The 23,642-nt window shown below is 70.0% G+C and carries 26 protein-coding genes; 19 read left to right on the top strand and 7 right to left on the bottom strand.

Features of this window, described 5'->3' with window-relative positions; translation table 11 throughout:
- Window positions 1-6 precede the first annotated feature (6 nt).
- The 12 genes from YS110_10765 to hisD all read left to right on the top strand — a co-directional run bounded on the left by YS110_10765 (window position 7) and on the right by hisD (window position 9,167).
- On the top strand, window positions 7-837 hold the full coding sequence (locus YS110_10765) for an ABC transporter ATP-binding protein (GenBank protein UJB65197.1): 831 nt from the start codon (window positions 7-9) through the stop codon (window positions 835-837).
- On the top strand, window positions 834-1,616 hold the full coding sequence (mlaE, locus tag YS110_10760) for a lipid asymmetry maintenance ABC transporter permease subunit MlaE (GenBank protein UJB65196.1): 783 nt from the start codon (window positions 834-836) through the stop codon (window positions 1,614-1,616). Before YS110_10765 ends, mlaE begins: the two co-directional genes overlap by 4 nt.
- Before the next feature lie 14 nt (window positions 1,617-1,630).
- Entirely contained in the window at window positions 1,631-2,119 is a 489-nt protein-coding gene (gene mlaD, locus YS110_10755; protein ID UJB65195.1) for an outer membrane lipid asymmetry maintenance protein MlaD, read from the top strand.
- Entirely contained in the window at window positions 2,116-2,877 is a 762-nt protein-coding gene (locus tag YS110_10750) for a VacJ family lipoprotein (protein ID UJB65194.1), read from the top strand. Before mlaD ends, YS110_10750 begins: the two co-directional genes overlap by 4 nt.
- A gap of 19 nt (window positions 2,878-2,896) precedes the next feature.
- Window positions 2,897-3,535 carry an ABC transporter substrate-binding protein gene (locus YS110_10745; protein UJB65193.1) on the top strand — a complete coding sequence of 213 codons (639 nt, stop codon included), beginning with the start codon at window positions 2,897-2,899 and terminating at the stop codon, window positions 3,533-3,535.
- Between the two features lie 11 nt (window positions 3,536-3,546).
- On the top strand, window positions 3,547-3,819 hold the full coding sequence (locus YS110_10740; GenBank protein UJB65192.1) for an STAS domain-containing protein: 273 nt from the start codon (window positions 3,547-3,549) through the stop codon (window positions 3,817-3,819).
- 48 nt (window positions 3,820-3,867) lie between these two features.
- Entirely contained in the window at window positions 3,868-4,794 is a 927-nt protein-coding gene (locus YS110_10735; GenBank protein UJB65191.1) for an ABC transporter ATP-binding protein, read from the top strand.
- Entirely contained in the window at window positions 4,791-5,546 is a 756-nt protein-coding gene (locus tag YS110_10730) for an ABC transporter permease (GenBank protein ID UJB65190.1), read from the top strand. The genes YS110_10735 and YS110_10730 overlap by 4 nt, the downstream gene beginning before the upstream one ends.
- Window positions 5,547-5,556: 10 nt before the next feature.
- A complete protein-coding gene (locus YS110_10725; GenBank protein ID UJB65189.1) occupies window positions 5,557-5,802 on the top strand; it encodes a BolA family transcriptional regulator in 246 nt (81 codons plus the stop codon).
- A 70-nt stretch (window positions 5,803-5,872) separates the two neighbouring features.
- Window positions 5,873-7,150 (top strand): UDP-N-acetylglucosamine 1-carboxyvinyltransferase, encoded by a 1,278-nt coding sequence (gene murA / locus YS110_10720; GenBank protein ID UJB65188.1) that lies wholly within the window; start codon window positions 5,873-5,875, stop codon window positions 7,148-7,150.
- The gene (locus YS110_10715; protein ID UJB65187.1) at window positions 7,147-7,788 is read left to right on the top strand and encodes an ATP phosphoribosyltransferase; all 642 of its coding nucleotides are present in this window, start codon (window positions 7,147-7,149) and stop codon (window positions 7,786-7,788) included. The genes murA and YS110_10715 overlap by 4 nt, the downstream gene beginning before the upstream one ends.
- Window positions 7,789-7,793: 5 nt before the next feature.
- The gene (hisD, locus tag YS110_10710; protein ID UJB65186.1) at window positions 7,794-9,167 is read left to right on the top strand and encodes a histidinol dehydrogenase; all 1,374 of its coding nucleotides are present in this window, start codon (window positions 7,794-7,796) and stop codon (window positions 9,165-9,167) included.
- Here the strand turns inward: hisD and YS110_10705 are convergent.
- A complete protein-coding gene (locus YS110_10705; protein ID UJB65185.1) occupies window positions 9,164-9,445 on the bottom strand; it encodes a DUF2917 domain-containing protein in 282 nt (93 codons plus the stop codon). The two genes, hisD and YS110_10705, sit on opposite strands and share 4 nt — an antisense overlap.
- 153 nt (window positions 9,446-9,598) lie before the next feature.
- Here YS110_10705 and YS110_10700 point away from each other — a divergent pair, with 153 nt between their 5' ends.
- A complete protein-coding gene (locus tag YS110_10700) occupies window positions 9,599-11,032 on the top strand; it encodes a PLP-dependent aminotransferase family protein (GenBank protein ID UJB65184.1) in 1,434 nt (477 codons plus the stop codon).
- A gap of 64 nt (window positions 11,033-11,096) precedes the next feature.
- Here YS110_10700 and YS110_10695 read toward each other — a convergent pair whose 3' ends face one another.
- The gene (locus tag YS110_10695; GenBank protein UJB65183.1) at window positions 11,097-12,626 is read right to left on the bottom strand and encodes a serine hydrolase; all 1,530 of its coding nucleotides are present in this window, start codon (window positions 12,624-12,626) and stop codon (window positions 11,097-11,099) included.
- Between the two features lie 121 nt (window positions 12,627-12,747).
- On the opposite strand from YS110_10695, the gene YS110_10690 reads away from it, so the two are divergent.
- The 6 genes from YS110_10690 to hisA all read left to right on the top strand — a co-directional run bounded on the left by YS110_10690 (window position 12,748) and on the right by hisA (window position 16,688).
- Window positions 12,748-12,999, top strand: a complete 252-nt coding sequence (locus tag YS110_10690) for a hypothetical protein (protein UJB63257.1) — start codon at window positions 12,748-12,750, stop codon at window positions 12,997-12,999.
- The gene (locus YS110_10685; protein UJB65182.1) at window positions 12,996-13,442 is read left to right on the top strand and encodes a PIN domain-containing protein; all 447 of its coding nucleotides are present in this window, start codon (window positions 12,996-12,998) and stop codon (window positions 13,440-13,442) included. The genes YS110_10690 and YS110_10685 overlap by 4 nt, the downstream gene beginning before the upstream one ends.
- Window positions 13,439-14,542, top strand: coding sequence for a histidinol-phosphate transaminase (locus YS110_10680; GenBank protein UJB65181.1), 1,104 nt, complete (start codon window positions 13,439-13,441; stop codon window positions 14,540-14,542). Before YS110_10685 ends, YS110_10680 begins: the two co-directional genes overlap by 4 nt.
- Window positions 14,539-15,162 carry an imidazoleglycerol-phosphate dehydratase HisB gene (hisB, locus tag YS110_10675; GenBank protein ID UJB65180.1) on the top strand — a complete coding sequence of 208 codons (624 nt, stop codon included), beginning with the start codon at window positions 14,539-14,541 and terminating at the stop codon, window positions 15,160-15,162. The genes YS110_10680 and hisB overlap by 4 nt, the downstream gene beginning before the upstream one ends.
- A 52-nt stretch (window positions 15,163-15,214) precedes the next feature.
- A complete protein-coding gene (hisH, locus tag YS110_10670) occupies window positions 15,215-15,883 on the top strand; it encodes an imidazole glycerol phosphate synthase subunit HisH (GenBank protein UJB65179.1) in 669 nt (222 codons plus the stop codon).
- Window positions 15,884-15,947: 64 nt separating this feature from the next.
- The gene (gene hisA, locus YS110_10665) at window positions 15,948-16,688 is read left to right on the top strand and encodes a 1-(5-phosphoribosyl)-5-[(5-phosphoribosylamino)methylideneamino]imidazole-4-carboxamide isomerase (protein UJB65178.1); all 741 of its coding nucleotides are present in this window, start codon (window positions 15,948-15,950) and stop codon (window positions 16,686-16,688) included.
- Window positions 16,689-16,783: 95 nt separating this feature from the next.
- Here hisA and YS110_10660 read toward each other — a convergent pair whose 3' ends face one another.
- The 5 genes from YS110_10660 to YS110_10640 all read right to left on the bottom strand — a co-directional run bounded on the left by YS110_10660 (window position 16,784) and on the right by YS110_10640 (window position 23,633).
- Complete coding sequence (locus tag YS110_10660) at window positions 16,784-17,974, bottom strand: hypothetical protein (protein ID UJB65177.1); 1,191 nt, start codon at window positions 17,972-17,974, stop codon at window positions 16,784-16,786.
- 57 nt (window positions 17,975-18,031) lie between these two features.
- Window positions 18,032-19,405 carry an exopolysaccharide Pel transporter PelG gene (gene pelG / locus YS110_10655; protein UJB65176.1) on the bottom strand — a complete coding sequence of 458 codons (1,374 nt, stop codon included), beginning with the start codon at window positions 19,403-19,405 and terminating at the stop codon, window positions 18,032-18,034.
- Window positions 19,393-20,967, bottom strand: coding sequence for a GT4 family glycosyltransferase PelF (gene pelF / locus YS110_10650; GenBank protein ID UJB65175.1), 1,575 nt, complete (start codon window positions 20,965-20,967; stop codon window positions 19,393-19,395). Before pelF ends, pelG begins: the two co-directional genes overlap by 13 nt.
- A 253-nt stretch (window positions 20,968-21,220) precedes the next feature.
- A complete protein-coding gene (locus YS110_10645) occupies window positions 21,221-22,228 on the bottom strand; it encodes a hypothetical protein (protein UJB65174.1) in 1,008 nt (335 codons plus the stop codon).
- Window positions 22,221-23,633, bottom strand: a complete 1,413-nt coding sequence (locus YS110_10640; protein UJB65173.1) for a hypothetical protein — start codon at window positions 23,631-23,633, stop codon at window positions 22,221-22,223. Before YS110_10640 ends, YS110_10645 begins: the two co-directional genes overlap by 8 nt.
- Window positions 23,634-23,642: the final 9 nt, after the last annotated feature.

Below are 23,642 nucleotides of genomic sequence, written 5' to 3'. Positions count from 1 at the left end.
CGCAGCATGGCTGAACCCGCTCTTTTGGTGGAACTGCGCAACGTCACGTTCTCGTATGGCGAGCGCGTGATCCTGCGCGACGTCTCGCTGCAGGTGCCGCGTGGCAAGGTCACGGCGCTGATGGGCGCCTCGGGCGGCGGCAAGACCACGGTGCTGCGCCTGATCGGCGGCCAGCAGCGCGCGCAGCAGGGCCAGGTGCTGTTCGACGGGCAGGACGTGGGCGCCATGGCGCGCGAGCAGCTTTTCGCAGCGCGCCGCCGCATGGGCATGCTGTTCCAGTTCGGCGCCTTGTTCACCGACATGAGCGTGTTCGAGAACGTGGCCTTTCCGCTGCGCGAGCACACCGATCTGCCGAACGAGCTGGTGCGCGACATCGTGCTGATGAAGCTGCACGCCGTCGGGCTGCGCGGCGCGCGCGACCTGATGCCCAGCCAGGTTTCGGGCGGCATGGCGCGGCGCGTGGCGTTGGCGCGGGCCATCGTCCTGGACCCGGAACTGGTCATGTACGACGAGCCTTTCGCCGGGCTCGACCCGATTTCCCTGGGCACGGCGGCCCAGCTCATCCGCCGCCTCAACGATGCCATGGGGCTGACCACCATCCTGGTGTCGCACGACCTCGACGAAACCTTCCGCGTGGCAGACCACGTCATCGTCCTGGGCCCCGGCTGCGTGGCCGCCCAGGGCACGCCCGAAGAGGTGCGCGCCAGCCAGGACCCGCTGGTGCACCAGTTCGTCAACGCGTTGCCCACGGGGCCGGTGCCCTTTCATTACCCCGGCCCCGAGGTGGCGCAGGATTTCGGTCCGGCCGGAACGTCCTACGGTGGAGGTGGCCGATGAGCTGGTGGCACCCCGCCCATGTGGGCCATGCCGTGCGCGGCAAGCTGGCGGACGTCGGCCAGGGCACGCGCCTGTTCGTGCAATTGCTGCGCCTGCTGGGCACGGCGCTGCGCCGTCCGCAGCTCGTGGGCGACCAGATCCACTTCCTGGGCAACTACTCGCTGTCCATCATCGCCGTGTCGGGCCTGTTCGTGGGCTTCGTGCTCGGGCTGCAGGGCTACTACACGCTGCAGCGCTATGGCTCGGCCGAGGCGCTGGGCCTGCTCGTGGCGCTGTCGCTGGTGCGCGAGCTCGGGCCCGTGGTCACGGCACTGCTGTTCGCCGGACGTGCGGGCACCTCGCTCACGGCCGAGATCGGCCTGATGAAGGCGGGCGAGCAGCTCAGTGCCATGGAAATGATGGCGGTGGACCCGGTCAGCCGCATCCTGGCGCCGCGCTTCTGGGCCGGCGTGATCGTGATGCCGCTGCTGGCGGCGGTGTTCAGCGCCGTGGGCGTGATCGGCGGCTGGATCGTGGGCGTGCTGATGATCGGGGTTGACGGTGGGGCCTTTTGGGGCCAGATGCAAAGCGGTGTCGATGTCTGGCAGGATTTGGGCAACGGCGTGCTCAAGAGCTTCGTGTTCGGCCTCACGGTGACTTTCGTGGCGCTGCTGCAGGGCTACGCCGCCAAGCCCACGCCCGAGGGGGTGTCGCGTGCCACCACGCGCACCGTGGTCATGGCGTCGCTGGCCGTGCTGGGCCTGGACTTCGTCCTCACGGCCCTGATGTTCAGCATTTGAAAGACAAAACAACCATGCAGCATTCCAAGAACGATGTCTGGGTCGGCCTGTTCGTCATGATCGGCGCTGCGGCGCTGGTTTTCCTGGCGCTGCAGTCGGCCAACCTGCTCAATATCAGCTTCCAGTCGGGCTACCGCGTTACGGCGCTGTTCGACAACATCGGCGGGCTCAAGCCCAAGGCGGCGGTGCGCAGCGCCGGCGTGGTGGTCGGGCGCGTGGAGTCGATCGCGTTCGACGACACCACCTACCAGGCCCAGGTGACGCTGTCGCTGCAGGACAGCTACAAGTTTCCCCGCGACAGCTCGCTCAAGATCCTGACCAGCGGCCTGCTGGGCGACCAGTACATCGGCATCGACCCCGGTGCCGACGAGAAGAACCTCGCCAACGGCGACAAGGTGACCTCCACCCAGTCCGCCGTGGTGCTGGAAAACCTCATCGGCCAGTTCCTCTACGGCAAGGCCGAGGAGGGCGGCAGCGCCCCCGGAAACTCCAACAAGAAATGACCTCCACGACGACCCCCTCCGCCGCTGCGCGCGGCCACGTTGCGGCCGCCGCGCTGCTCGGCGCCGCGCTGCTGGCCGGCTGCGCCAGCGGCCCGCAGGCCAACCCCGCCGACCCTTTCGAGGGCTACAACCGCGCCATGTCCCGCTTCAACGACGACGTGGACGGCGCCGTCGTCAAGCCCGTGGCCACGGCCTACAAGGACGTGGTGCCCGGCGTGGCGCGCCAGGGCGTGACCAACGTGTTCGCCAACCTGGGCGATGCCTGGTCCTTCGTCAACAACCTGCTGCAGCTGCAGCTCGAAGGCGCCTTCAACAGCGCCGTGCGCTTCAGCGTGAATACGGTGCTGGGCATCGGCGGCCTGTTCGACATCGCCTCCGAGGCTGGCGTCGAGCGGCACAAGCAGGACTTCGGCCTGACCATGGCGCGCTGGGGCGTGCCCAGCGGCCCGTACCTGGTGCTGCCGCTGCTCGGGCCGTCGAGCGTGCGCGACACTGCGGGCTTCGTCGTGGACTGGGAGGGCGACATCGTCTCGCGCCGGGTCAACGACATCCCGGTGCGCAATTCGCTGTACGTGCTGCGCGCCGTCAACAAGCGCGCCAACCTGCTCGGCGTGACCTCGGTGCTGGACTACGCCGCGCTCGACAAATACGCCTTCACGCGCGACGCCTACCTGCAGATGCGTGCCCAGCAGGCCGGCCAGGAGCTGCTGCTGGATGACGCCGATGACGACGCGGGGCGCCTGCCGCCCGAGGAATGAAAAGAAAAGGATGCCCGCCATGATGAACCGCCGCTCCCTCCACCGCCTGGCCCTGGGCCTGGGCGCCAGCACCGTGCTGGCCCTGGCCGCCCCCGCATGGGCCGCCGACGAGGCGCCCGATGCGCTGATCCAGCGCGTCAGCGCCGACGCGCTGGAAACCCTGCGCACCGACAAGTCGTTCCAGAACGGCGACATTCCAAAGATCGTCGCGCTGGTGGACAAGGTGGTCATGCCGCACGTGAACTTCCGCCGCATGACTTCCTCCGCCGTGGGCCCGGGCTGGCGCAAGGCCACGCCTGAGCAGCAGGCACGCCTGCAGCAGGAGTTCAAGACCCTGCTGGTGCGCACCTACGCGGGTGCGCTGGCCCAGGTCAAGGACGAGCGCGTCACCGTCAAGCCGCTGCGCGCCAAGCCCGGCGACACCGACGTGCTGGTGCGCACCGAGGTGCGTGGCCGGGGCGACCCGGTGCAGCTTGACTACCGCCTGGAAAAGACCCCGGGCGAGGGCGCGGGCTGGAAGATCTACAACCTCAACGTCATGGGCGTGTGGCTGGTCGAGACCTACCGCAACCAGTTCGCGCAGGAGATCAACGCCAAGGGCGTCGATGGCCTGATCGCCACCCTGGCCCAGCGCAACGCCACGGGCGAGAGCAAGTAAGCCCCGCCGCCATGCTGGTCCTGCCGCCCGAGCTGACCCACCGCCAGGCCAGTGCCTGCCTGCGCCTGCTGCTGCAGGGACTGCAGGCGCTGCAGGGGCCGCGCCTCGTCGTCGATGCCGGACCCCTGGCGGTATTCGACAGCGCCGCGCTGGCCGTGCTGCTCGAATGCCGCCGCGAGGCCCTCACCCGGGGCAAGGATTTCGCCGTCAAGGGCCTGCCCGCCGGCCTGGCGAGCATGGCCGGCCTGTATGGCGTAGACGGCTTGCTGCCCGCCGCTGCCTGACCCCGCGGCAGCAGTGCCGTGGTTGAAACCGTAAAATGGCAGGTTCCCATGCCCGCCGCCGTCTCCTTCCAATCGGTCTCCAAGACCTACGCCACGCCCAAGGGCCCTTTCCAGGCACTGCACCAGGTCAGCCTGGACATTGAAGAGGGCGAATTCTTCGGCCTGCTCGGCCCCAACGGCGCGGGCAAGACCACGCTCATCAGCATCCTCGCCGGGCTGGCGCGCGCCAGCCAGGGGCGCGTGCTGGTGCGCGGGCACGACGTGCAGGCCGACTACGCCAACGCGCGCCGCCAGCTCGGCGTGGTGCCGCAGGAATTGGTGTTCGACCCGTTCTTCAACGTGCGCGAGACGCTGCGCATCCAGTCCGGCTACTTCGGCGTGCAGCGCAACGACGCCTGGATCGACGAACTGCTCGAAAACCTCGGCCTGGCCGACAAGGCCACGGCCAACATGCGCCAGCTCTCGGGCGGCATGAAGCGCCGTGTGCTGGTGGCCCAGGCGCTGGTGCACAAGCCGCCCATCATCGTGCTCGACGAGCCCACGGCCGGCGTCGACGTGGAGCTGCGCCAGACGCTGTGGCACTTCATCGACAAACTCAACAAGCAGGGCCACACGGTGCTGTTGACCACGCATTACCTGGAAGAGGCCGAGGCGCTGTGCCAGCGCATCGCCATGCTGAAGAACGGGCGCATGGTGGCCCTGTCGCGCACGTCCGATTTGCTCAAGACCGCCACGTCCAACGTGCTGCAATTCAAGACCGACGCGGCGCTGCCGCCCGCCGTGGCCGCGCAGGCGCGCGTGACCGGGCGCATCGTGCAACTGCCCGCGCACGACGCCGCCGAGATCGAGCACCACCTGGCGGCGCTGCGCCAGGCCGGCATCGCCCCCGAGGATGTGGAGATCCGCCGCGCCGACCTGGAGGACGTGTTCCTGCAGGTGATGGGCGCAAGCAATACCCGCGCGGAGGCCGCATGACCGGCTGGCGCACGCTGTTCTACAAGGAGGTGCTGCGCTTCTGGAAGGTGGCCTTCCAGACCGTCGCCGCGCCCGTGCTTACCGCCGTGCTCTACCTGCTGATCTTCGGCCACGTGCTGGAAGACCACGTCAAGGTGTATGACCGCCTGAGCTACACCGCCTTCCTCGTGCCGGGGCTGGTGATGATGAGCGTGCTGCAGAACGCCTTTGCCAACAGCTCGTCCAGCCTCATCCAGAGCAAGATCATGGGCAGCCTGGTGTTCGTGCTGCTCACGCCGCTGTCGCACTGGGCCTGGTTCGTGGCCTACGTCGGTTCCTCGGTGTTGCGCGGGCTGCTGGTGGGGCTGGGCGTGTTCACCGTCACGCTGGCGTTCGCGCGGCCGGAGTTCGCCGCGCCCGTGTGGATCGTGGTGTTCGCCTTCCTCGGCGCGGCGCTGCTGGGCACGCTGGGCGTGGTGGCCGGGCTGTGGGCCGACAAGTTCGACCAGATGGCCACGTTCCAGAACTTCATCATCGTGCCCATGACCTTCCTCTCGGGCGTGTTCTATTCGATCCAGTCCCTGCCGCCGCTGTGGCAGCAGGTGAGCCACCTGAACCCGTTCTTCTACATGGTGGACGGTTTCCGCTACGGCTTCTTCGGGCAGAGCGACACCTCGCCGTGGCTCAGCCTGGCCATCGTCGGCACGGCCTGGCTGGCCGTGAGCGCGCTCGCCGTGCACCTGCTGCGCACGGGTTACAAAATCCGCAATTAATTTCACCGCCATGACCGCAGACCACCTCAAGGACATCATCAGCGCAGGCCTGCCCTGCGAGTACCTCGCGCTCGAGGGCGACGGCCGCCACTGGTACGCCACCATCGTCTCGGCCGAGTTCGAGGGCAAGCGCCCCATCCAGCGCCACCAGCGCGTGTACGCCACGCTGGGCGACAAGATGCAGCGCGACGAGGTGCACGCGCTGTCGATGAAGACCTTCACGCCCGCCGAGTGGTCGGCCGCGCAAGCGGCCTGAGATTGCTTCTTACTTCATAGCTGCTGGCGCTTGCTGCACAAGGGCTAGGGCCCGATTTGGCTTAAAAATCATGGATAAATTACTGGTACGCGGCGGCCGCTCCCTGCAGGGCGAGGTGACCATCTCCGGCGCCAAGAACGCCGCGCTGCCCGAGATGTGCGCCGCACTGCTCACGGCCGAGCCGGTGCACCTGGTCAACGTGCCGCGCCTGCACGACGTGCGCACCATGCGCCGCCTGCTCGACCACATGGGCGTGGCCACCGAGACGCACGGCGAGCGCGGCGGCATGAGCTTCACTGCGCCCGGCGGGCTGAACCCCGAGGCGCCCTACGAACTGGTCAAGACCATGCGCGCCTCGGTGCTGGCGCTGGGCCCGCTGCTGGCGCGCTTCGGCCGCGCGCGCGTGTCGTTGCCGGGCGGTTGCGCTATCGGCTCGCGCCCGGTGGACCAGCACATCAAGGGCCTGCAAGCCATGGGCGCCGACATCGTGGTCGAGCACGGCTACATGGTCGCGGCACTGCCCGCCGGGCGCGAGCGCCTGCAGGGCGCGCGCATCACCACCGACATGGTCACCGTCACCGGCACCGAGAACCTGCTCATGGCCGCCACGCTGGCCGAGGGCGAAACCGTGCTGGAAAACGCCGCGCAAGAGCCCGAAATCACCGACCTGGCCGAGATGCTCATCGCCATGGGCGCGAAGATCGAAGGCCACGGCACCAGCCGCATCCGCATCCAGGGCGTGGCCACGCTGCACGGCTGCACGCACCAGGTGGTGGCCGACCGCATCGAGGCCGGCACCTTCCTGTGCGCCGTGGCGGCCACGGGCGGCGAGGCCTTGCTGCGCCACGCCCGCGCCGACCACCTCGACGCCGTGATCGACAAGCTGCACGACGCCGGCGTGGCCGTGCAGGCGGTGGAGGGCGGCATCCGCATCCACAGCCCCGGCGCCGCCCAGCTCAAGGCGCAGGGCTTTCGCACCACCGAGTACCCCGGCTTTCCCACCGACATGCAGGCGCAGTTCATGGCGCTGAACGTGGTGGCCCAGGGCACGGCGACGGTGGCCGAAACCATCTTTGAAAACCGCTTCATGCACGTCAACGAGCTGGCGCGCCTGGGCGCGCGCATCGCCATCGACGGGCGCGTGGCCACCGTCACGGGCGGCGCGCAGCTCTCGGGCGCCACCGTCATGGCCACCGACCTGCGCGCCTCGGCCAGCCTGGTCATCGCCGGGCTGGTGGCGCGCGGCGACACCGTGGTGGACCGCATCTACCACCTCGACCGTGGCTACGACGCCATGGAAGCCAAGCTGCGCGGCCTGGGCGCAGACATCGAAAGAATCTCCGCATGATCACCCTCGCCCTCTCCAAAGGCCGCATCTTCGACGAGACCCTGCCGCTGCTGGCCGCCGCCGGCATCGAGGTGCTGGAAGACCCGGAAAAGTCGCGCAAGCTCATCCTGCCGACCAACCAGCCCGGCGTGCGCGTGGTGCTGGTGCGCGCCACCGACGTGCCCACCTACGTGCAGTACGGCGGCGCCGACCTGGGCGTGACCGGCAAGGACACGCTGATCGAGCACGGCGCCCAGGGCCTGTACCAGCCGCTGGACCTGCAGATCGCCAAGTGCCGCGTGAGCGTGGCCGTGCGCGCCGACTTCGACTACCAGCAGGCCGTGCGCCAGGGCGGGCGCCTGCGCGTGGCCACCAAGTACACCAGCATCGCGCGCGACTTCTTCGCCACCAAGGGCGTACACGTGGACATGATCAAGCTCTACGGCTCCATGGAGCTGGCGCCGCTCACCGGGCTGGCCGACGCCATCGTCGATCTGGTCTCGACCGGCAACACGCTCAAGGCCAACCACCTGGTGGAAGTCGAGCGCATCATGGACATCAGCTCGCACCTGGTGGTCAACCAGGCCGCGCTCAAGCTCAAGCAGGCGCCGCTCAAGCGCATCATCGATGTCTTCGCGTCAGCCATACCCCAGGATTGAGGACTATGACTTTTGTAGCTACTCCCGAACGCCTGTCAACGTCTAGCGCCACTTTCGAGCAAGATTTCGCGCAGCGCCTGCACTGGTCGGCCGACACCGATGCCGCTATCGAGCAGCGCGTGGCCGGCATCCTGGCCGACGTGCGGCAGCGCGGCGACGCCGCGGTGCTGGAATACACCGCCCGCTTCGACGGCCTCTCGGCCCCCGACATGGTGGCGCTGGAACTGACCCAGGCCGACTTCAAGGCCGCGTTCGACGCCATCCCCGCCGCCCAGCGCAGCGCGCTGCAGGCGGCCGCTGACCGCGTGCGCAAGTACCACGAGGCGCAAAAGCGCGCCAGCGGCGAGAGCTGGAGCTACCGCGACGAGGACGGCACGCTGCTGGGCCAGAAGGTCACACCGCTGGACCGCGTGGGCATCTACGTGCCCGGCGGCAAGGCCGCGTACCCGTCGAGCCTGCTCATGAACGCCATCCCCGCGCACGTGGCGGGCGTGCAGGAAATCATCATGGCCGTGCCCACGCCCGTGCGCGGCAGCGTGGCCACGGGCGGCACCGGCGCCGCCACGGCGACGCGCGGTGAGCGCAACGAGCTGGTGCTCGCCGCCGCCTACGTGGCCGGCGTCACGCGCGCCTTCACCATCGGCGGCGCGCAGGCGGTGGCCGCGCTGGCCTACGGCACGGCCACGGTGCCGAAGGTGGACAAGATCACCGGCCCCGGCAATGCCTACGTGGCCAGCGCCAAGAAGCATGTGTTCGGCCTGGTGGGCATCGACATGATTGCCGGGCCGAGCGAAATCCTGGTGTTGGCCGACGGCAGCACGCCGCCCGACTGGGTGGCCATGGACCTGTTCAGCCAGGCCGAGCACGACGAACTGGCGCAAAGCATCCTGCTGTGCCCGGACGCCGCCTACATCGACGCCGTGCAGGCCGCCATCGACCGCCTGCTGCCCGAGATGCCGCGCGCCGCGATCATCGCCAAGAGCCTGAGCGGGCGCGGCGCGCTGATCCACACGCGCAGCATGGAAGAAGCCTGCGCCATCTCGAACCGCATCGCCCCCGAGCACCTGGAGGTGAGCAGCAACGACCCGCACCGCTGGGAGCCGCTGCTGAAGCACGCGGGTGCCATCTTCCTCGGCGCCTACACCAGCGAGAGCCTGGGCGACTACTGCGCCGGCCCGAACCATGTGCTGCCCACCAGCGGCACGGCGCGCTTTTCCTCGCCGCTGGGCGTGTACGACTTCCAGAAGCGCAGCAGCCTCATCGAGGTGAGCGCCCAGGGCGCGCAGGCGCTGGGCGAGATCGCCAGCGTGCTGGCCCACGGCGAGGGCCTGCAGGGCCACGCCCGCGCGGCCGAGATGCGGCTCCAGCAGGAGGGCTAAGCCCGCACCCTGGCCCAGCGCAGCTGCGCACCGCCGTCCTCGGCGCTGACGCGCAGCCGCGCCGGGCCGGTGAACGCCAGGCGCTGCCCGGCCTCCAGGATGTGGTCCTGCGGCTGGCCGTCGCGGGTCAGCCAGATGCGGCCCTGCGTGGCCTCGACCAGGGCGGTTTCGCCCCGGCGCACGGCCAGCGTCTGCACCGGCTGGCGGGGCGCCAGCGCGGTCTGCTGCCAGGGCGTGGAACGGGGGGCTGGAGGGAGGAGGAGTGCGGTGTATGCCATGGCTTGCACTGTGCGGGCGCCACGGCATGCGCGCCAGCCGCAGGCGCGCGCCACCTGGGGCCGTACAGCCTGGGCGTGCATGGGGGCTGTACTGGCTGGCATGGCGCCTGTCTGTACTGCCTGTGCGGCAGCGGGGCAGTACAGAATGCGCGCATGCCCATCGACGAAGCCCCGCCCCTGTACCAGCAGATCGCCGGCCAACTGGCCGAACTCGTGCGCAACGGCACCCTGGCGCGCGGCGAGAAACTGCCCTCGGTGCGCGCCCTGGCGCGCCAGCATGGCGTGGCCCAGAGCACGGTGGTACAGGCCTTCCACTGGCTGGAGGACGCGCGCCTGGTGGTCGCGCGGCCGCGCTCGGGCTTCTTCGTGGCGCCGCGCGCGGCGGCGCTGCCCGAGCCCGCGGAACCCGCGGCATCGCGCCCGCGCCAGCGTCCGCGCGCGGTGTCGGTGGACTGGCTGGGCCAGCGCATCCTGGGGCACGCGCAGCCGCCCGGCCTGGTGTCGTTCAGCAGCGGCACGCCCGGGCCCGAGATGCTCAACCCCGACCGCGTGCGCCGCGCCGTCACGCGCGCCGTGCAGCGCCACCGCCACCTGCTGTGCACCTACCCCTCGTTCACCGGGCAGGAGGAAACGCGCCGCGCCATCGCGCGCTACGCCGTCGGGCTGGGCTGTACGCTGGACCCGGCGAACGTCATCGTCACCAGCGGCTGCATGGACAGCGTGGCCCTGTGCCTGCGCGCAGTGACGCAGCCGGGCGACGTGGTGGCGCTGGAGTCGCCCACGCATTTCTCGTTCCTGGAGGTGCTGCAAAGCCTGCACCTGCGCGCGCTCGAGATCCCCACCCACCCGCGCCACGGCCTGTCGCTCGACGCGCTGCAGCTGGCGCTCGACACCCAGCCCGTGAAGGCGCTGCTGGTGGTGCCCACGCTGAGCAACCCGCTGGGCGCCAGCATGCCGCTCCCCGAGCGCCGGCGCCTGGCGCAGATGGCGCAGCGCCACGGCCTGGCGGTGATCGAGGACGCGATCTATAACGACCTGGCCGGGCCGGACGAGCTGCGCCGCAGCGTCAAGTCCTTCGACGCCAGCGGCCACGTCATGCTGTGCCACTCGTTTTCCAAGACGCTGGCGCCGGGCCTGCGCCTGGGCTGGGTCGAGGCCGGGCGCTGGACGCAGGCGGTGCACGGCATCAAGGACGCGCAGTCGGGCGGCCAGTCGGCCGTGCTGGAGCTGGCGCTGGCCGACCTCATCACCCAGGCCGGGCACGCGGCGGCGATGCGCCAATTGCGCGCGCAGGCGGGCGCGCGCATCGAGGCGGCGCGCGGCGTCATCGCGCGGCACTTCCCGCCGGGCACGCGCGTGAGCGACCCGCCCGGCGGCCTGCTGTTGTGGCTGGAGCTGCCGCGCGGGCGCGACGCCGTGCAACTGCACGAAGCCTGCCTGGCCGAAGGCATCCTGGTGGCGCCGGGCACGGTGTTCAGCACCACCGGGCGCTTTCGCAACGGCCTGCGCCTGGGGCTGGGCGGCGACTGGACGGCGCAGCACCTGGACGCGCTGCGCCGCGTGGGCGAGCTGGCCGCGCAGGGGTGATTTTTGCTCCGTGTTTGATAGCTGCCAGCGCTTTCCAGGAAAGGGCTAGGGGCCGATTCGTTGCCTAAATCCGCTCGAAGGTGCCCCAGCCTTCGTCGTCGTAGTACTCCAGCCACAGGCGCTGCGCCGGGGCCGCGCCGTCCGGCGCCAGCGTGAAGGTGGCCTGCGACAGGCTGCCGGGCGGCGCGCTTTCCAGCGCCGGGGCGAAGCTGAACCGCGGGCCGTCCCAATGGCGCAGCCGGTAGTGCTGGCGCACCGGGCCCAGGGTGAGCTGCAGCCCGTCCTGCGCCTGTTCCACCTCCAGCGTGCCGTAGTAGGCGTTGTGGTAGCGGCCCGTGTAGCGCGCCAGCGTCCCGGCGGGCGCGGGCATGGCCGGGGGCTGCTGGCCCAGCAGGCGGCCTTCGGGCGCCATCAGCGGGGCGATGGCCTGGCTGTAGCGCGGCCACCAGTCCTGCGTGAGGCGGCCCTCGGCCGCCAGGTCCACGAACTGGCGGCACAGCGTCTCCGGCACGCCGATGGGGATGCCGTTGGTCAGCACCACGATGGCGGCGTCCAGCGCCGGCACCAGCGTGAAGGACGTGGCCGCGCCCAGCATGAAGGCGCCCGAGTGGCCGGTGAACTCCAGCCCCGCCTCGGTGGTGCCGAGGTTGAAGCCGTAGCCGTAGTGCCCGCCCGGGGCCTGCGGCTTCCACAGGGGCTGCAGCGCCGTCGTGGCGATCAGGTTGCGGCCCTGCCAGCGGCCCTGCGCCAGCAGCAGTGCGAGCCAGCGCGCCATGTCGCGCACGCTGGAGCTGGCGCCGCCGGCGGGCGATTGCGCATTGGCGTTGAAGGGCTGGCCCGCCGCCCAGCCGCCGCCGGGTGCGCGCACGTGGCCCCAGGCGCGGTTGTGCTGCGCGGCGAATTCCTCGTAGACCGAGGTGGTGCGCCCCATGCCCAGGGGCGCATACAGGCTGGTGCGCGACAGGCCGGCCCAGTCCTGCCCGGCGGCCTGCGCCACGCCCTGGGCCGCGGCCGTCAGGCCCATGTTGGTGTAGGCGTACGCGCTTCCCAGCGGCGCCGTGCGCAGCAGGTGCAGCCGCCGCATCACCTCGAACGCGTCGTAGCCCAGCTCCTGCAGTTTGTCGCCGGCGTGGTCGGGCAGGCCGCTGCGGTGGGCGTAGAGGTCGCCCACGGTGAGGCGCTGCGTGGCCTGTGCGTCCGACAGGGCGAACCAGGGCAGCAGGTCGCGCATGCGGCTGTCCCAGCCGACCCGCCCCAGGCTCACCTGGCGCGCCACCACCGTGGCGCCCAGCGGCTTGGACAGCGAGGCGAGCTGGAACACCGTGTCGGCATCCACGCTGCCAGGGTGGTCCAGGCGGCGCACGCCCAGACCCTGGGCGGCAAGGGTCTGGCCGCCATGCACCACGGCCCAGGCCAGGCCCGGAACGCCGGTAGCGCGCTGCAGTTGCCGGGCCAGCGCGGGCAGTTGGCGCGCGGCTTGCAGGATCCGGTTCCGGGCCGTGGCGGCGGCGCTGGCGCCGAAAGGCAGCGCCAGGCCGCCACCCAGGGCCAGGGTGTGGGTGAGCGCCTGGCGGCGTGTGAGCGAAGCGGGCATGGAAACTCCTGTGTCCAAAAGGGCTGCCAGTATCAGGCCCCGGCCGGTGGGGATGGGAAATCCGTGATGTTGTCCGTAACACGAATTTCGTGTTGCACGAACTTCGTGTAAACTGCCCGGCATGAAGAACCTCACCATCACCGTGGACGACGGCGTGCTCGAATGGGCGCGCATCGAAGCCGCGCGCCGCGGCACCAGCGTGTCGCGCATGGTGGGCGATTTCCTGGCCGAGATGCAGCGCCGCGAGGATGCCTACGAGCGCGCCTACCTGGCCTGGCGCACCGATGAGCGCACCTGGCGCTCGGGCGCTGCACAGGCCCCGGGCCGGGGCGGCCCGCGCGGCGCGGCGCTGTCGCGCAAGGCGCCGGCATGAGCGCGGTGTTCGTCGATACCTCGGCGCTCATCGCCGCCGAGGACGGGGCCGATGCGGCCCTGCAAGGCGCCCTCTGCGCCTGGCTCGACCACCTGTGGCGCACGCGCAGCGGCTGCACCAGCATGCAGGCGCTGGCCGAGTTCTACGACGACGTGACCACCCGCCCCGAGGGCGCCATGCCGCAGGGCGATGCGCGCGCCGCCATCCGCCGCTACCACGCCTGGACGCCCTGGCAGACCGACGCCGCCACGCTGGAGACGGCCTGGGCCATCGAGGCGCGCCACCAGCTGGCCTTTGGCGACTGCCTGGCGCTGGCCGCCGCCCAGCACAGCGGCTGCGCGCTGCTGCTGTCCACCACGCTGGCGCACGGCGCGGCGTTCGGCGGCGTGCAGGTCGTCCACCCCGCATTGCAGGCCCCCGGTGGGGAGGCCACCGAGCCATGACCGCCGCACTGACCGAAACCGCCCTGTCCCGCATCCGCGCCGACGTGCGCGCCATGCACGCCTACACCGTGCAGGCCGCCGACGGCCTGCTGAAGATGGACGCCATGGAGAACCCCTTCGGCTTGCCGCCCGCGCTGCAGGCCGCGCTGGGCCAGCGCCTCGGCGCCCTGGCGCTGAACCGCTACCCGGGCCCGCGCACCGAGGTGCTGCGCGACGCGCTGGCGCGGCACGCGGACATGCCCGAGGGCTGCGCGCTGGTCCTGGGCAACGGCTCGGACGAGCTCATCAGCCTGGTGGCCCTGGCCTGCGCCTGGCCCGGCGCGCAGGTGCTGGCGCCGCTGCCGGGCTTCGTCATGTACGGCATGAGCGCGCAGCTGCAGGGCCTGGGCTTCACCGGCGTGGCGCTGACGCCCGATTTCGCGCTCGACGTGGCGGCGATGGAGGCCGCCATCGCGCGGCACCGCCCGGCCATCACCTACATCGCCTACCCGAACAACCCCACGGCCACGCTGTGGGACGACGCGGCGGTGCTGCGCACCATCGACGCGGCGGGCGCGCAGGGCGGCATCGTGGTCATCGACGAGGCGTACCAGCCCTTCGCCAGCCGCACCTGGCTCGACCGCATGCGCGCCGAGCCGGCGCGCCACGGCCACGTGCTGCTGATGCGCACGCTCTCCAAGTTCGGCCTGGCTGGCGTGCGCCTGGGCTACCTCATCGGCCCGGCGGCGCTGGTGCAGGAGATCGACAAGGTGCGCCCGCCCTACAACGTGAGCGTGCTCAACGCCGAGGCCGCGCTGTTCGCGCTGGAGCATGCCGACGTGTTCGCCGCCCAGGCCGCCGAGCTGCGTGCCGGGCGCGACCGGCTGGTGGCGCAGCTGCGCGCGCTGCCGGGCGTGCTGAAGGTGTGGGACAGCGAGGCCAACATGGTGCTGCTGCGCGTGCCCGATGCCGCACGCACCTTCGAGGGCATGAAAAACCGCAAGGTCCTCGTCAAGAACGTTTCTACAATGCACCCATTGCTGGCGGGCTGCCTGCGCCTGACGGTCGGCAGCGCCGCCGACAACGCCCAGATGCTCGCCGCGCTCCAGGCCTCCCTATGACGTCTTCCGCACTCGTTCCCTCCGCCGCCACGGCCCGCACGGCCGAAGTCAGCCGCACCACGGCCGAAACCCGCATCCACGTGCGCGTCAACCTCGACGGCAGCGGCGAAGCCCGCCTCAACACCGGCATCGGCTTCTTCGACCACATGCTCGACCAGATTGCGCGCCACGGCCTGATCGACCTGGAGGTGCGCTGCGACGGCGACCTGCACATCGACGGCCACCACACCGTGGAGGACGTGGGCATCACCCTGGGCCAGGCTTTCGCGCGCGCCGTGGGCGACAAGAAGGGCATCCGCCGCTACGGCCACGCCTACGTGCCGCTGGACGAAGCGCTGTCGCGCGTGGTGGTCGATTTCTCGGGCCGCCCGGGGCTGCACCTGCACATTCCGTTCACGGCGGCGAGCATCGGCGGCTTCGACACCCAGCTCACCTACGAGTTCTTCCAGGGCTTCGTGAACCACGCGGGGGTCACGCTGCACATCGACAACCTCAAGGGCATCAACGCGCACCACCAGTGCGAGACGGTGTTCAAGGCCTTCGCACGCGCGCTGCGCGCGGCGCTGGAGCTCGACCCGCGCAGCGCGGGCGTCGTCCCCTCGACCAAGGGTTCGTTGTAGAAATCATTGATGAAAAGTGCCTCTGACGCTTACTGAATAAGCGCTGGCAGCTATGAAAATGGAAGCAAAAACCGTTGCGGTGGTGGACTATGGCATGGGCAACCTGCGTTCGGTCTCGCAGGCCGTGCAGGCTGCCGCCGAGGGCTCGGGCTGGCAGGTCGTCGTGACGGCCCGGCCAGAGGCCGTGCGCGCCGCCCAGCGCGTGGTGCTGCCGGGCCAGGGCGCCATGCCCGACTGCATGCGCGAGCTGCGCGAATCCGGCCTGCTGGAGCCGGTGCTGGAGGCCGCCGCCACCAAGCCGCTGTTCGGCGTGTGCGTGGGCATGCAGATGCTGCTCGACCACAGCGAGGAGGGCGACGTGGCCGGCCTGGGCCTGATTCCCGGCCAGGTGTGCCGCTTCGACCTCGCCGGGCGCCTGCAGCCCGACGGCAGCCGCTACAAGGTGCCGCAAATGGGCTGGAACCGCGTGCACCCGGTGCCGCACGGCGGCGTGCTGCACCCGGTGTGGGACGGCATTCCCGACGGCGCGTACTTCTACTTCGTGCACAGCTTCTACGCCCGGCCGCTGGATGCCGCGCACTGCGCGGGCGAGTCCGACTACGGCGGCCGCTTTGCGGCGGCGGTGGCACGCGGTAATATTTTCGCCACGCAATTCCACCCCGAGAAAAGCGCCGGCCACGGCCTGCGGCTGTACCGCAACTTCCTGCACTGGAATCCCTGAGAGCGTTTTTTCCCTGGGCGGCGAAGGCGCCCGTTTTTTCTTCTTTCCACCCATCCGCACGACCATGCTGCTCATTCCTGCCATCGACCTCAAGGACGGCCACTGCGTTCGCCTCAAGCAGGGCGATATGGACCAATCGACCACGTTCGGCGAAGACCCGGCCGCGATGGCGCGCAAGTGGGTCGCCGCCGGCGCGCGCCGCCTGCACCTGGTGGACCTGAACGGCGCCTTTGCCGGCCAGCCCAAGAACCACGGCGCCATCAAGTCCATCCTCAAGGAGGTGGGCGGCGAGATCCCGGTGCAGCTCGGCGGCGGCATCCGCGACCTCGACACCATCGAGAAGTACATCGACGGCGGCATGCGCTACGTCATCATCGGCACCGCCGCGGTGAAGAACCCCGGCTTCCTGAAGGACGCCTGCAGCGCCTTCGGCGGCCACATCATCGTCGGCCTCGACGCCAAGGACGGCAAGGTGGCCACCGACGGCTGGAGCAAGCTCACCGGCCACGAGGTGGTGGACCTGGCGAAGAAGTTCGAGGACTGGGGCGTCGAGTCGATCATCTACACCGACATCGGCCGCGACGGCATGCTCTCGGGCATCAACGTCGAGGCCACGGTCAGGCTGGCGCAGGCGCTGAGCATTCCGGTGATCGCCTCGGGCGGCCTGGCGGGCATGGCCGACATCGAGCAACTGTGCGCCGTGGAGTCCGAGGGCGTGGAGGGCGTCATCTGCGGCCGCGCCATCTATTCGGGCGACCTCGACTTCGCCGCCGCGCAGGAACGCGCCGATGAGCTGACGGTTTAAGCGTCTTTTTGGCTGCCAGGGCGCTTGCAGCAAGCGCGGGCAGCTATCATTTTCGAGGCCCTCTGCCGTGCAAGCGGCAGAGGGCCTCGCCGTTATCAGCAGGACGGCAGGGCGCGGCTCTTGTTGATCGCGTCCACCGTGCCCAGCAACTGGGTCCAGTACGTGGGCAGCTTGGCCCAGGGGTTGCCGGTATCGGTGGCGTAGTCGTATTCCAGGTCGGTGACGTAGACGACGCCGGCGTTCGTGCGGGCCAGGTCGGCGGTCTTCACCGCGTTCTGCATGGCGGTGCAGGTGTTGGCGTTGTGCGCCAGCATGACCTGCGCGCTGTTCGCCCGGTCGTAGACCCAGGTGTTGCCGGGCTGCGGGTCGATGCTGCGGTACGCCGCTTCCTTGCCCTCGAACGTGACCAGCGCGTTGGCCACTCCGGCATACGCCGCCGAGGGGAAGGTGCCGGGGTTGCCGATCACGCGCAGGTTCGGATTGATGCCTTTGATGTAGCTGTAGATGTCGCGGTAGAAGTCGAGCCGGTTGGTGCCGGAGGCCATCTCGTCGAGGAAGATGCCTTCGATGGACGGGTAATAGGTGAGGTAGTTGTCGATGTTCGCCTTGACGTCGGCCACCGAGCGCTTGCCGTCGCCGTAGGCGGTGGAGACGTAGCCGATCACCTTGCCGCCCTGGGCCTTGAAGGCCGTGATGGCCTCGGTGAACTTGGCGTCTTCCTTGGTGAAGATGCCGTTGTTCGGGTTCAGGATGGCGGTGATGCGCACGTCCGGGTAGCTCCTGGCGCCGCTGACCAGGGTGTCCCAGGGGGAGTCCTTGCCGGGGTTGAAGTAGGCCGGCACCAGCACTTCCAGCGGCTCGCGCTTGGGACGGATGTACAGCGTGCGGCTGACGCTGGCCGACTGGCTGGACACGGTGGCCGTGGCCTGCACCTGCAGCGGGCCGATCTGGTTGCCCTGGAGCGTGGAGGTCGCCTTGCCGCCCACGGTCATGGCCTGTACCGGCGCGAAGCTGGCGGCGGCGCCGTTGAAGGTCACGGGCGTGTTGTTGGCCGCGGGGTTGCCGTTCACGTCCACGCGCACTTCCAGGTACACGGGGGTGTTGGCGTCGTACACGTTCAGCGCCGCGGCGGGGCTGGTGAATGCCAGGTCGATCTGCTGCGTTGGCGTGGGGGGCGTCGTGCCGCCGCCGGAGTCGCTCGACCCGCCCCCGCAGCCCGCCAGTGCGGCGGTCAGGGCCAGCAGGGAGGCCGCGAGGCGATAGGGTGCGCGTGGTGTGTGGTGCATGGGGAGGGATTCCAGGGAGTTGGCGGGAATGCCGCGATTGTGACGGCTCGCGGGCCTCTATTGCAGCATGAAAGTCTGGTATTCGAGCTGGTTCAGGCGGCGCGTCAGCAGGGCCAGGCCGGTGCCCAGCGTCAGCAGCGTGGCCAGCGCGAAGCCGTAGCCGTACAGGGCCGCGCCGTACAGCAGCGTGTAGCCGGTGAGCAGCACGTTGAGCAGCACGAACTGGGCGCACAGCAGCAGCACGGTGCGCCGCTGGTCGAGGTAGAAGAAGACGTTGAGCACCGCCATCAGCCCGACCTGCAGGCCCGCGCCGACCACCTGCACATGCAGCAGCGGCAGGTACAGGCGCGAGATGCCCAGGGCGTCGAGCAGCGCCGGGCCGGCCACGAAGGTGGTCAGCACGGCCAGGGTCTGGATCTTGGCGATCTCGCCCAGGCCCTGCTGGATGGAGTACACCATTTCGTCGCGCATCGACTCGATGTATTCCAGCGAGCCGCCGCTGCGCACGGCGTCGTAGAACTTGTCGTAGTACTCGACGAAGTCGGTCTCGATGCGCACCAGGAACACCGCCATGCCGGGGATGATCGACAGGTAGGACAGGAACACCGGCAGGTCGTAGATGAGCGACGCGCGCAGGCTGCCGATGATCTCGTCCGAGGTGGGCGGGAAGAACCAGAACATGAACTTGTCGGCCCAGATGCCCAGGTTGTAGAGAAAGCCGATGGCGATCAGCGAGGGGTAGAGCTTGTCGCGCTGCAGGAAATCGAACGCCACCAGGCGCCTGGCGGGGCTGAACTCCTTCACCACCAGCAGCCACATGCCCGCCAGCAGCACGTAGTGGCCCAGCACGAAGCCGCCCAGCAGCCCTTCGAGGCCCCAGGCGCGCATCAGCAGCGAGGCGGCCACGATCAGCCCGTACGACAGGCCGAACAGCGCCACGATGGCCTTGTAGCGCTTCATGCCCGACAGCAGCACCGTGAGCACCCAGACGCCGCACAGCAGCGTGAACCCGGCGAGCATCAGCAGCCGGTACAGCAGGCTTTGCCCGGGCAGCAGCACGAACAGCGCCAGCGAGCCGAGCAGGCCCGCGCCGAGCAGCACGAACACCATCAGGCCGTGCAGGTTGGGCAGGACGAGCTGCCTTTGCTTCTCGAACAGCCGGTCCGAGATGAAGCGGGTGAACGCCAGCTGCACCAGCCCGGTGTAGATCAGGCTGCAGGCGACGAGGTAGGTGACCGAGGTCTGGAACTGCGTCACCAGGTGGCCGGGCACCACCACGCTGGCGCTGAAGATGCCGATGAGCAGGATGCCGACGATGGACAGCACCCAGGGGCCGGAGCCGATGACGCCGGCGTAGGCGTAGGCCTGCACCAGCCCCAGCAGGGTGTTCTTGCGCAGCATGTGGCGCAGCTCGAATCCTATGCCTGCCATGCGGGGCCTCCGGGGGCGTGGGGTGCTTGGGGTGTGCGCTCCAGCGCGGTCTCGTAGACCTTGCGGTAGCGCGCGAACATCAGCGTGTCGGTGTAGTAGCGCTCCACGCGGGCAATGGCCGCCTGGCTGGCCGCCTGCCAGGCGGCGGGGTCGCCGAGCAGGGCCAGCGCCGCGTCGGCCAGGCGCTGCGGGTCGGCGATCGGCACCACCGTGCCCGAGTGGCCCAGCGCGCGGTCCTCGTCGTCCAGCCCTTCCACCAGCTGGCGGCACGAGCCGACGTCGGTCGTCACCGTGGGCACGCCGGCGGCGTAGCCTTCGAGCAGCACCAGCGGCAGGGCCTCGCTGATGGAGGACAGCACCACCAGGCCGATCTGCGGCATCAGGGCCTCGACGCGCTGGAAGCCCAGGAAGCGGATGTGCTCCTGCAGCCCCAGGCTGCGCACCAGGTTGTGGCACTCGGTGGCGTAGGCCGGGTCTTCGTCCTCGGGCCCGGCGATCCAGCCCTGCGCGTCGGGGCGCTGGTTGACCACGCGGCGCATGGCGCGGATGAAGGTCTTGATGTCCTTGATGGGCACCACGCGGCCGATCAGGCACAGCACGGGCGGCGGCGCCTCGGGGCGCTGCGCGCGCAGCGGCGCGAAGCGCGCCAGCTGGATGCCGTTGGGAATGTTGAAGGTGCGCCCGGCCGGCGCGCCATCGAGCACCTGGCGCAGCCGGTTGGCTTCGTACAGCGCGATGATCGGGTCGGCGCAGTGGTAGCAGTAGCGGCCGATCCACTCGAAGAACTGGATCCACATCTGGCGGAAGTACGACAGCTCGGTCGGGTCGCGCTGGAAGATGTTGCGGTTGTCGCGGATCCACTCGCTCTTGAACAGGTCGATCTTGCGTTCCTTGGTGTAGATGCCGTGCTCCGACAGGATCAGCGGCGTGCCGCGCGTCTGCGCCATCAGGCCGCCCAGGAAGCCCGCGTAGCCCGTGGAGGCGCAGTGCACCGCGCGCACCGGAATGAGCTCGCGCGCCACCCGCGCCAGCATCCACAGGGGCTGGTACATGATGCGCACGGTCCAGAAGAAGTCCACGAACGACGGGTCGGCGCAGTGCTTGCGGTAGATGTCGCAGATGATGTTCCAGGCGCTCTGGCTGTAGAGGAAATCCTCCAGCCGCAGGGCCCCGCCGGGCAGCAGCTCCAGCGCGGCTTCGCGGAACACCTCCATGGCCTGGGGGCTGTCCACGCCCTGGCCGAAGGCGTCGATCAGGCGCAGCGCCAGGGCCTCGCCGCGCGCGCTGCCCTGGCGCGGCGCAGGCTGCTGGTGCCAGTGGATGGGCGCGTAGAGGTAGTGCTCCTCGAAGTGCACCACGTTGTCGGGCAGGGCGTAGCGGAATTCGCCGTAGTCCTCGCGCCGGCTGCCCAGGAAGACGATGGCGAAGCGGTACTCCGGGTAGGCCCGGATGATCTGGTTGATCCAGCTCGACACGCCGCCGCTGACGTAGGGAAACGTGCCCTCGAGCAGCAGGGCGATGTCGGCTGCCTGTGCTTCAGGACGTGTTGACGGTTTTTTCATGGAGCCCGTTGCCCCGCAAAAGTGGCAGGTGCCAGACGCAAAGCACAGCCGGGCTGGTGGCCCGGCGAGCATTTGCAACGCCGCAGATGCCACTTTTGCGGGGCAACCCTTCGGGCAAGGCAGCAAACAGCCGCACTCGCCGTTGCGCGCCTTGGCCAGGCCGCCAGCATGGCCTGCGGCGCGCGCCTCGATTGCGGCTGTTTGCTGCCTTGCGGGCTCCATGAAAAAACCGTCAACACGTTCTTGGGGTGGTTCATGGCTGGTTCCAGTAGTCGATCACGGGGCGCAGGCGTGGCAGGGCGCCCCACTGCCCCAGCTCCTGCATCAGCGCGCGCGCCTGGGCGAAGTCGCCGCGCTCGAAACACAGCTCGGCCTGGTAGGGCAGCACCCGGGTGGCCGGCAGGCCGAGCGCGCGGGCCTGCGCGTAGGCGGCCTGCGCCGCGTCGGCATGCCCCTGGGCGTGCAGCAGCCGCCCCTTGCGCAGGATCAGCGGGGCGTTGTCGCCCTGGGTCTGCAGCACCTGCTCGCAGTAGCGCAGCGATTCCTTGATGGCATGCTCGCGCAGGTCGCCCTGCACCAGCTCCTGGTAGATCAGCTCCCAGTACAGGTCCGACAGGCGCCGCGCCGACTCCAGCGCGCGGGCGCCGGTGGCGTCCTCGGCCTGCGCCGCGCCCAGGGCGTCGAGCTCGCCGTCAATGGCGCGGTTGATGCGCTTTTCCAGGTTGTCCAGCATGCCGTAGGCGAGCAGGCGCAGATCCTCGCTCGGGTCGCTCAGCACCGAGCGCAGCAGCGGCGAGGCCGTGCGCCCCGAGACGTACTGCAGCGCCGCCATGGCGCGCATGCGCGCCTGCAGCGGCGCCTGCGTGTTGCCCAGGAACGAGCGCAGGCCGACGTGGCGAAAGCTCCCCTGGCGCCGCTGGTGCTGGTCGAATTCCGGCATCTGCAGGGACTCGAAATCCTCCTGCGTGTGGCCCTGGCGGTACAGGCGCAGCACCACGAAGGCGGCCACCACGCCCAGGAAGCCCGCCACCGGCACGGCGTAGCTGCAGGCCACCATCAGCAGCAGCGCGGCCCAGCGCGGGTTGGCCAAGCGCTTGGGCAGCAGCGGCAGCAGCGTCAGCGACAGGGCCACGCTGGCCAGCGCGTGCAGCAGCAGGTAGCTGAGCAGCGCGCCGTCGGAGCGCTCCTGCAGCAGGATCAGCGTGCTCCAGGCGCTGAGCTCCAGCCCCAGTGCCGACAGGCCGAGCTTGAGGTTAAGCATGGGCGATGCCGTGGATGTGGCGCACCGTGTGGATGGGCGCGTTGCTGTCGAGCGCCACCACGTGGGCGAAGACGCCGGCCTCGGCCAGCGACTTCCCGGCCTTCTGGTGCATCCAGCCCTCCAGCCGCGCGATGTAGCCTTCGGCTGTGGCGGCGTCGCCCAGGGGCATCAGCACCGCCAGCACCTCGCGCTGCGGCGCCTCGATGCGCCAGATCTCGTCCAGCTCGCGCTTGAGGCGCTGGATCTGCTGCGGTATGTCCTGCGAGACGGCGCGCGCGTGGAACTCCAGCGCCACGAGGATGCTGGGCACGCCGGTGCTGGCGTGGATGTGCGCCAGGCGCTGCACCTCGAAGGCGAACAGCGCCGGGCAGCCGGGAAATTCCTGCACGATGGGGCGGGCCAGCGTCTGCACCGACAGGCCGTCGGTGTAGTAGCCCAGCAGCAGGTGGATGGTCTGCAGGTTCTCCGCCTGCAGCGCGAAGAACGGCAGTTCCTCGACCACCAGCAGGCCGTACAGCTCGCCCGCCAGGTCCAGCAGCGGGGCCACGACGAGGTAGCGCGATTCGCGCTGGGCGGCCAGGGTCTGGCTGATGTGGCACAGCCTGCGCGTTTGCAGCGCCTGCTGCACCAGCGGGTCGTCTGCCTGCAGGGCGCTGGCCGTGCCGATGCTGGCCAGCGCCTGCGGCACGGGCTGCTCGCCCGCGACCGGGTACACCGCGGCGGATTCGAGCTGGCAGTACTGCGCCAGCAGGCGCAGCAGGGTGGCCGGGCCTTCTTCTTCCGCGCGCTCGCTGCGGCCGACCTCGCGCAGGGTGGACAGCGCGTCGCGCATCGACATCGGGCGGCCAATCAGCTCCTGCTCCAGCCGGTCGTGCGACAGGCGCAGCAGGTAGTGCTGGCGCACCAGGTGCTCCAGGCGCTGGTCCAGGTACAACTGCAGGGTTTCCGCGCGCCGCGTGCGCGCGTGCCACAGGCTGGAGAACTCGCCCACCAGCAGCACCAGGATCAGGCCGCCCAGGAAGTACAGCTGCGGGAAAGCGTCGAAGTGGCCCAGGTTGAGCGCCAGCCATCCCGCCAGCAGCACGCAGGCGCCGCCCAGCCCGGCCATGGGCCCGTAGCGCAGCGCCAGCACGACCGGCGCCAGCCAGGGCCAGGGGAACGCGCCCTGCGCCTGCAGCGGGTCCTCGGGCGCCCAGAGCAGGCCCAGCGCCAGCGCGATCAGCGGCAGCACCAGGGTTTCGCCCGCCATGACGGCGGGGCGGGTGCTGGTGGCGGCGAGCTTGCCCAGCAGGTGCACGGGCAGGTGCAGCCCCTTGCCGCTGCGGGCCAGCGGGCCGTCGGCCTGGTGGGCCACCTGGCGCCGCGCGGCGCCGGCGGTGGAGGAGCTGGTGGGGTCAGCGGCCATGGCGCGGCG

The sequence above is a fragment of the Acidovorax sp. YS12 genome (assembly GCA_021496925.1).
In the GTDB taxonomy this organism is placed as follows: domain Bacteria; phylum Pseudomonadota; class Gammaproteobacteria; order Burkholderiales; family Burkholderiaceae_C; genus Paenacidovorax.
This window is presented reverse-complemented; position numbering and strand designations above follow the sequence as displayed.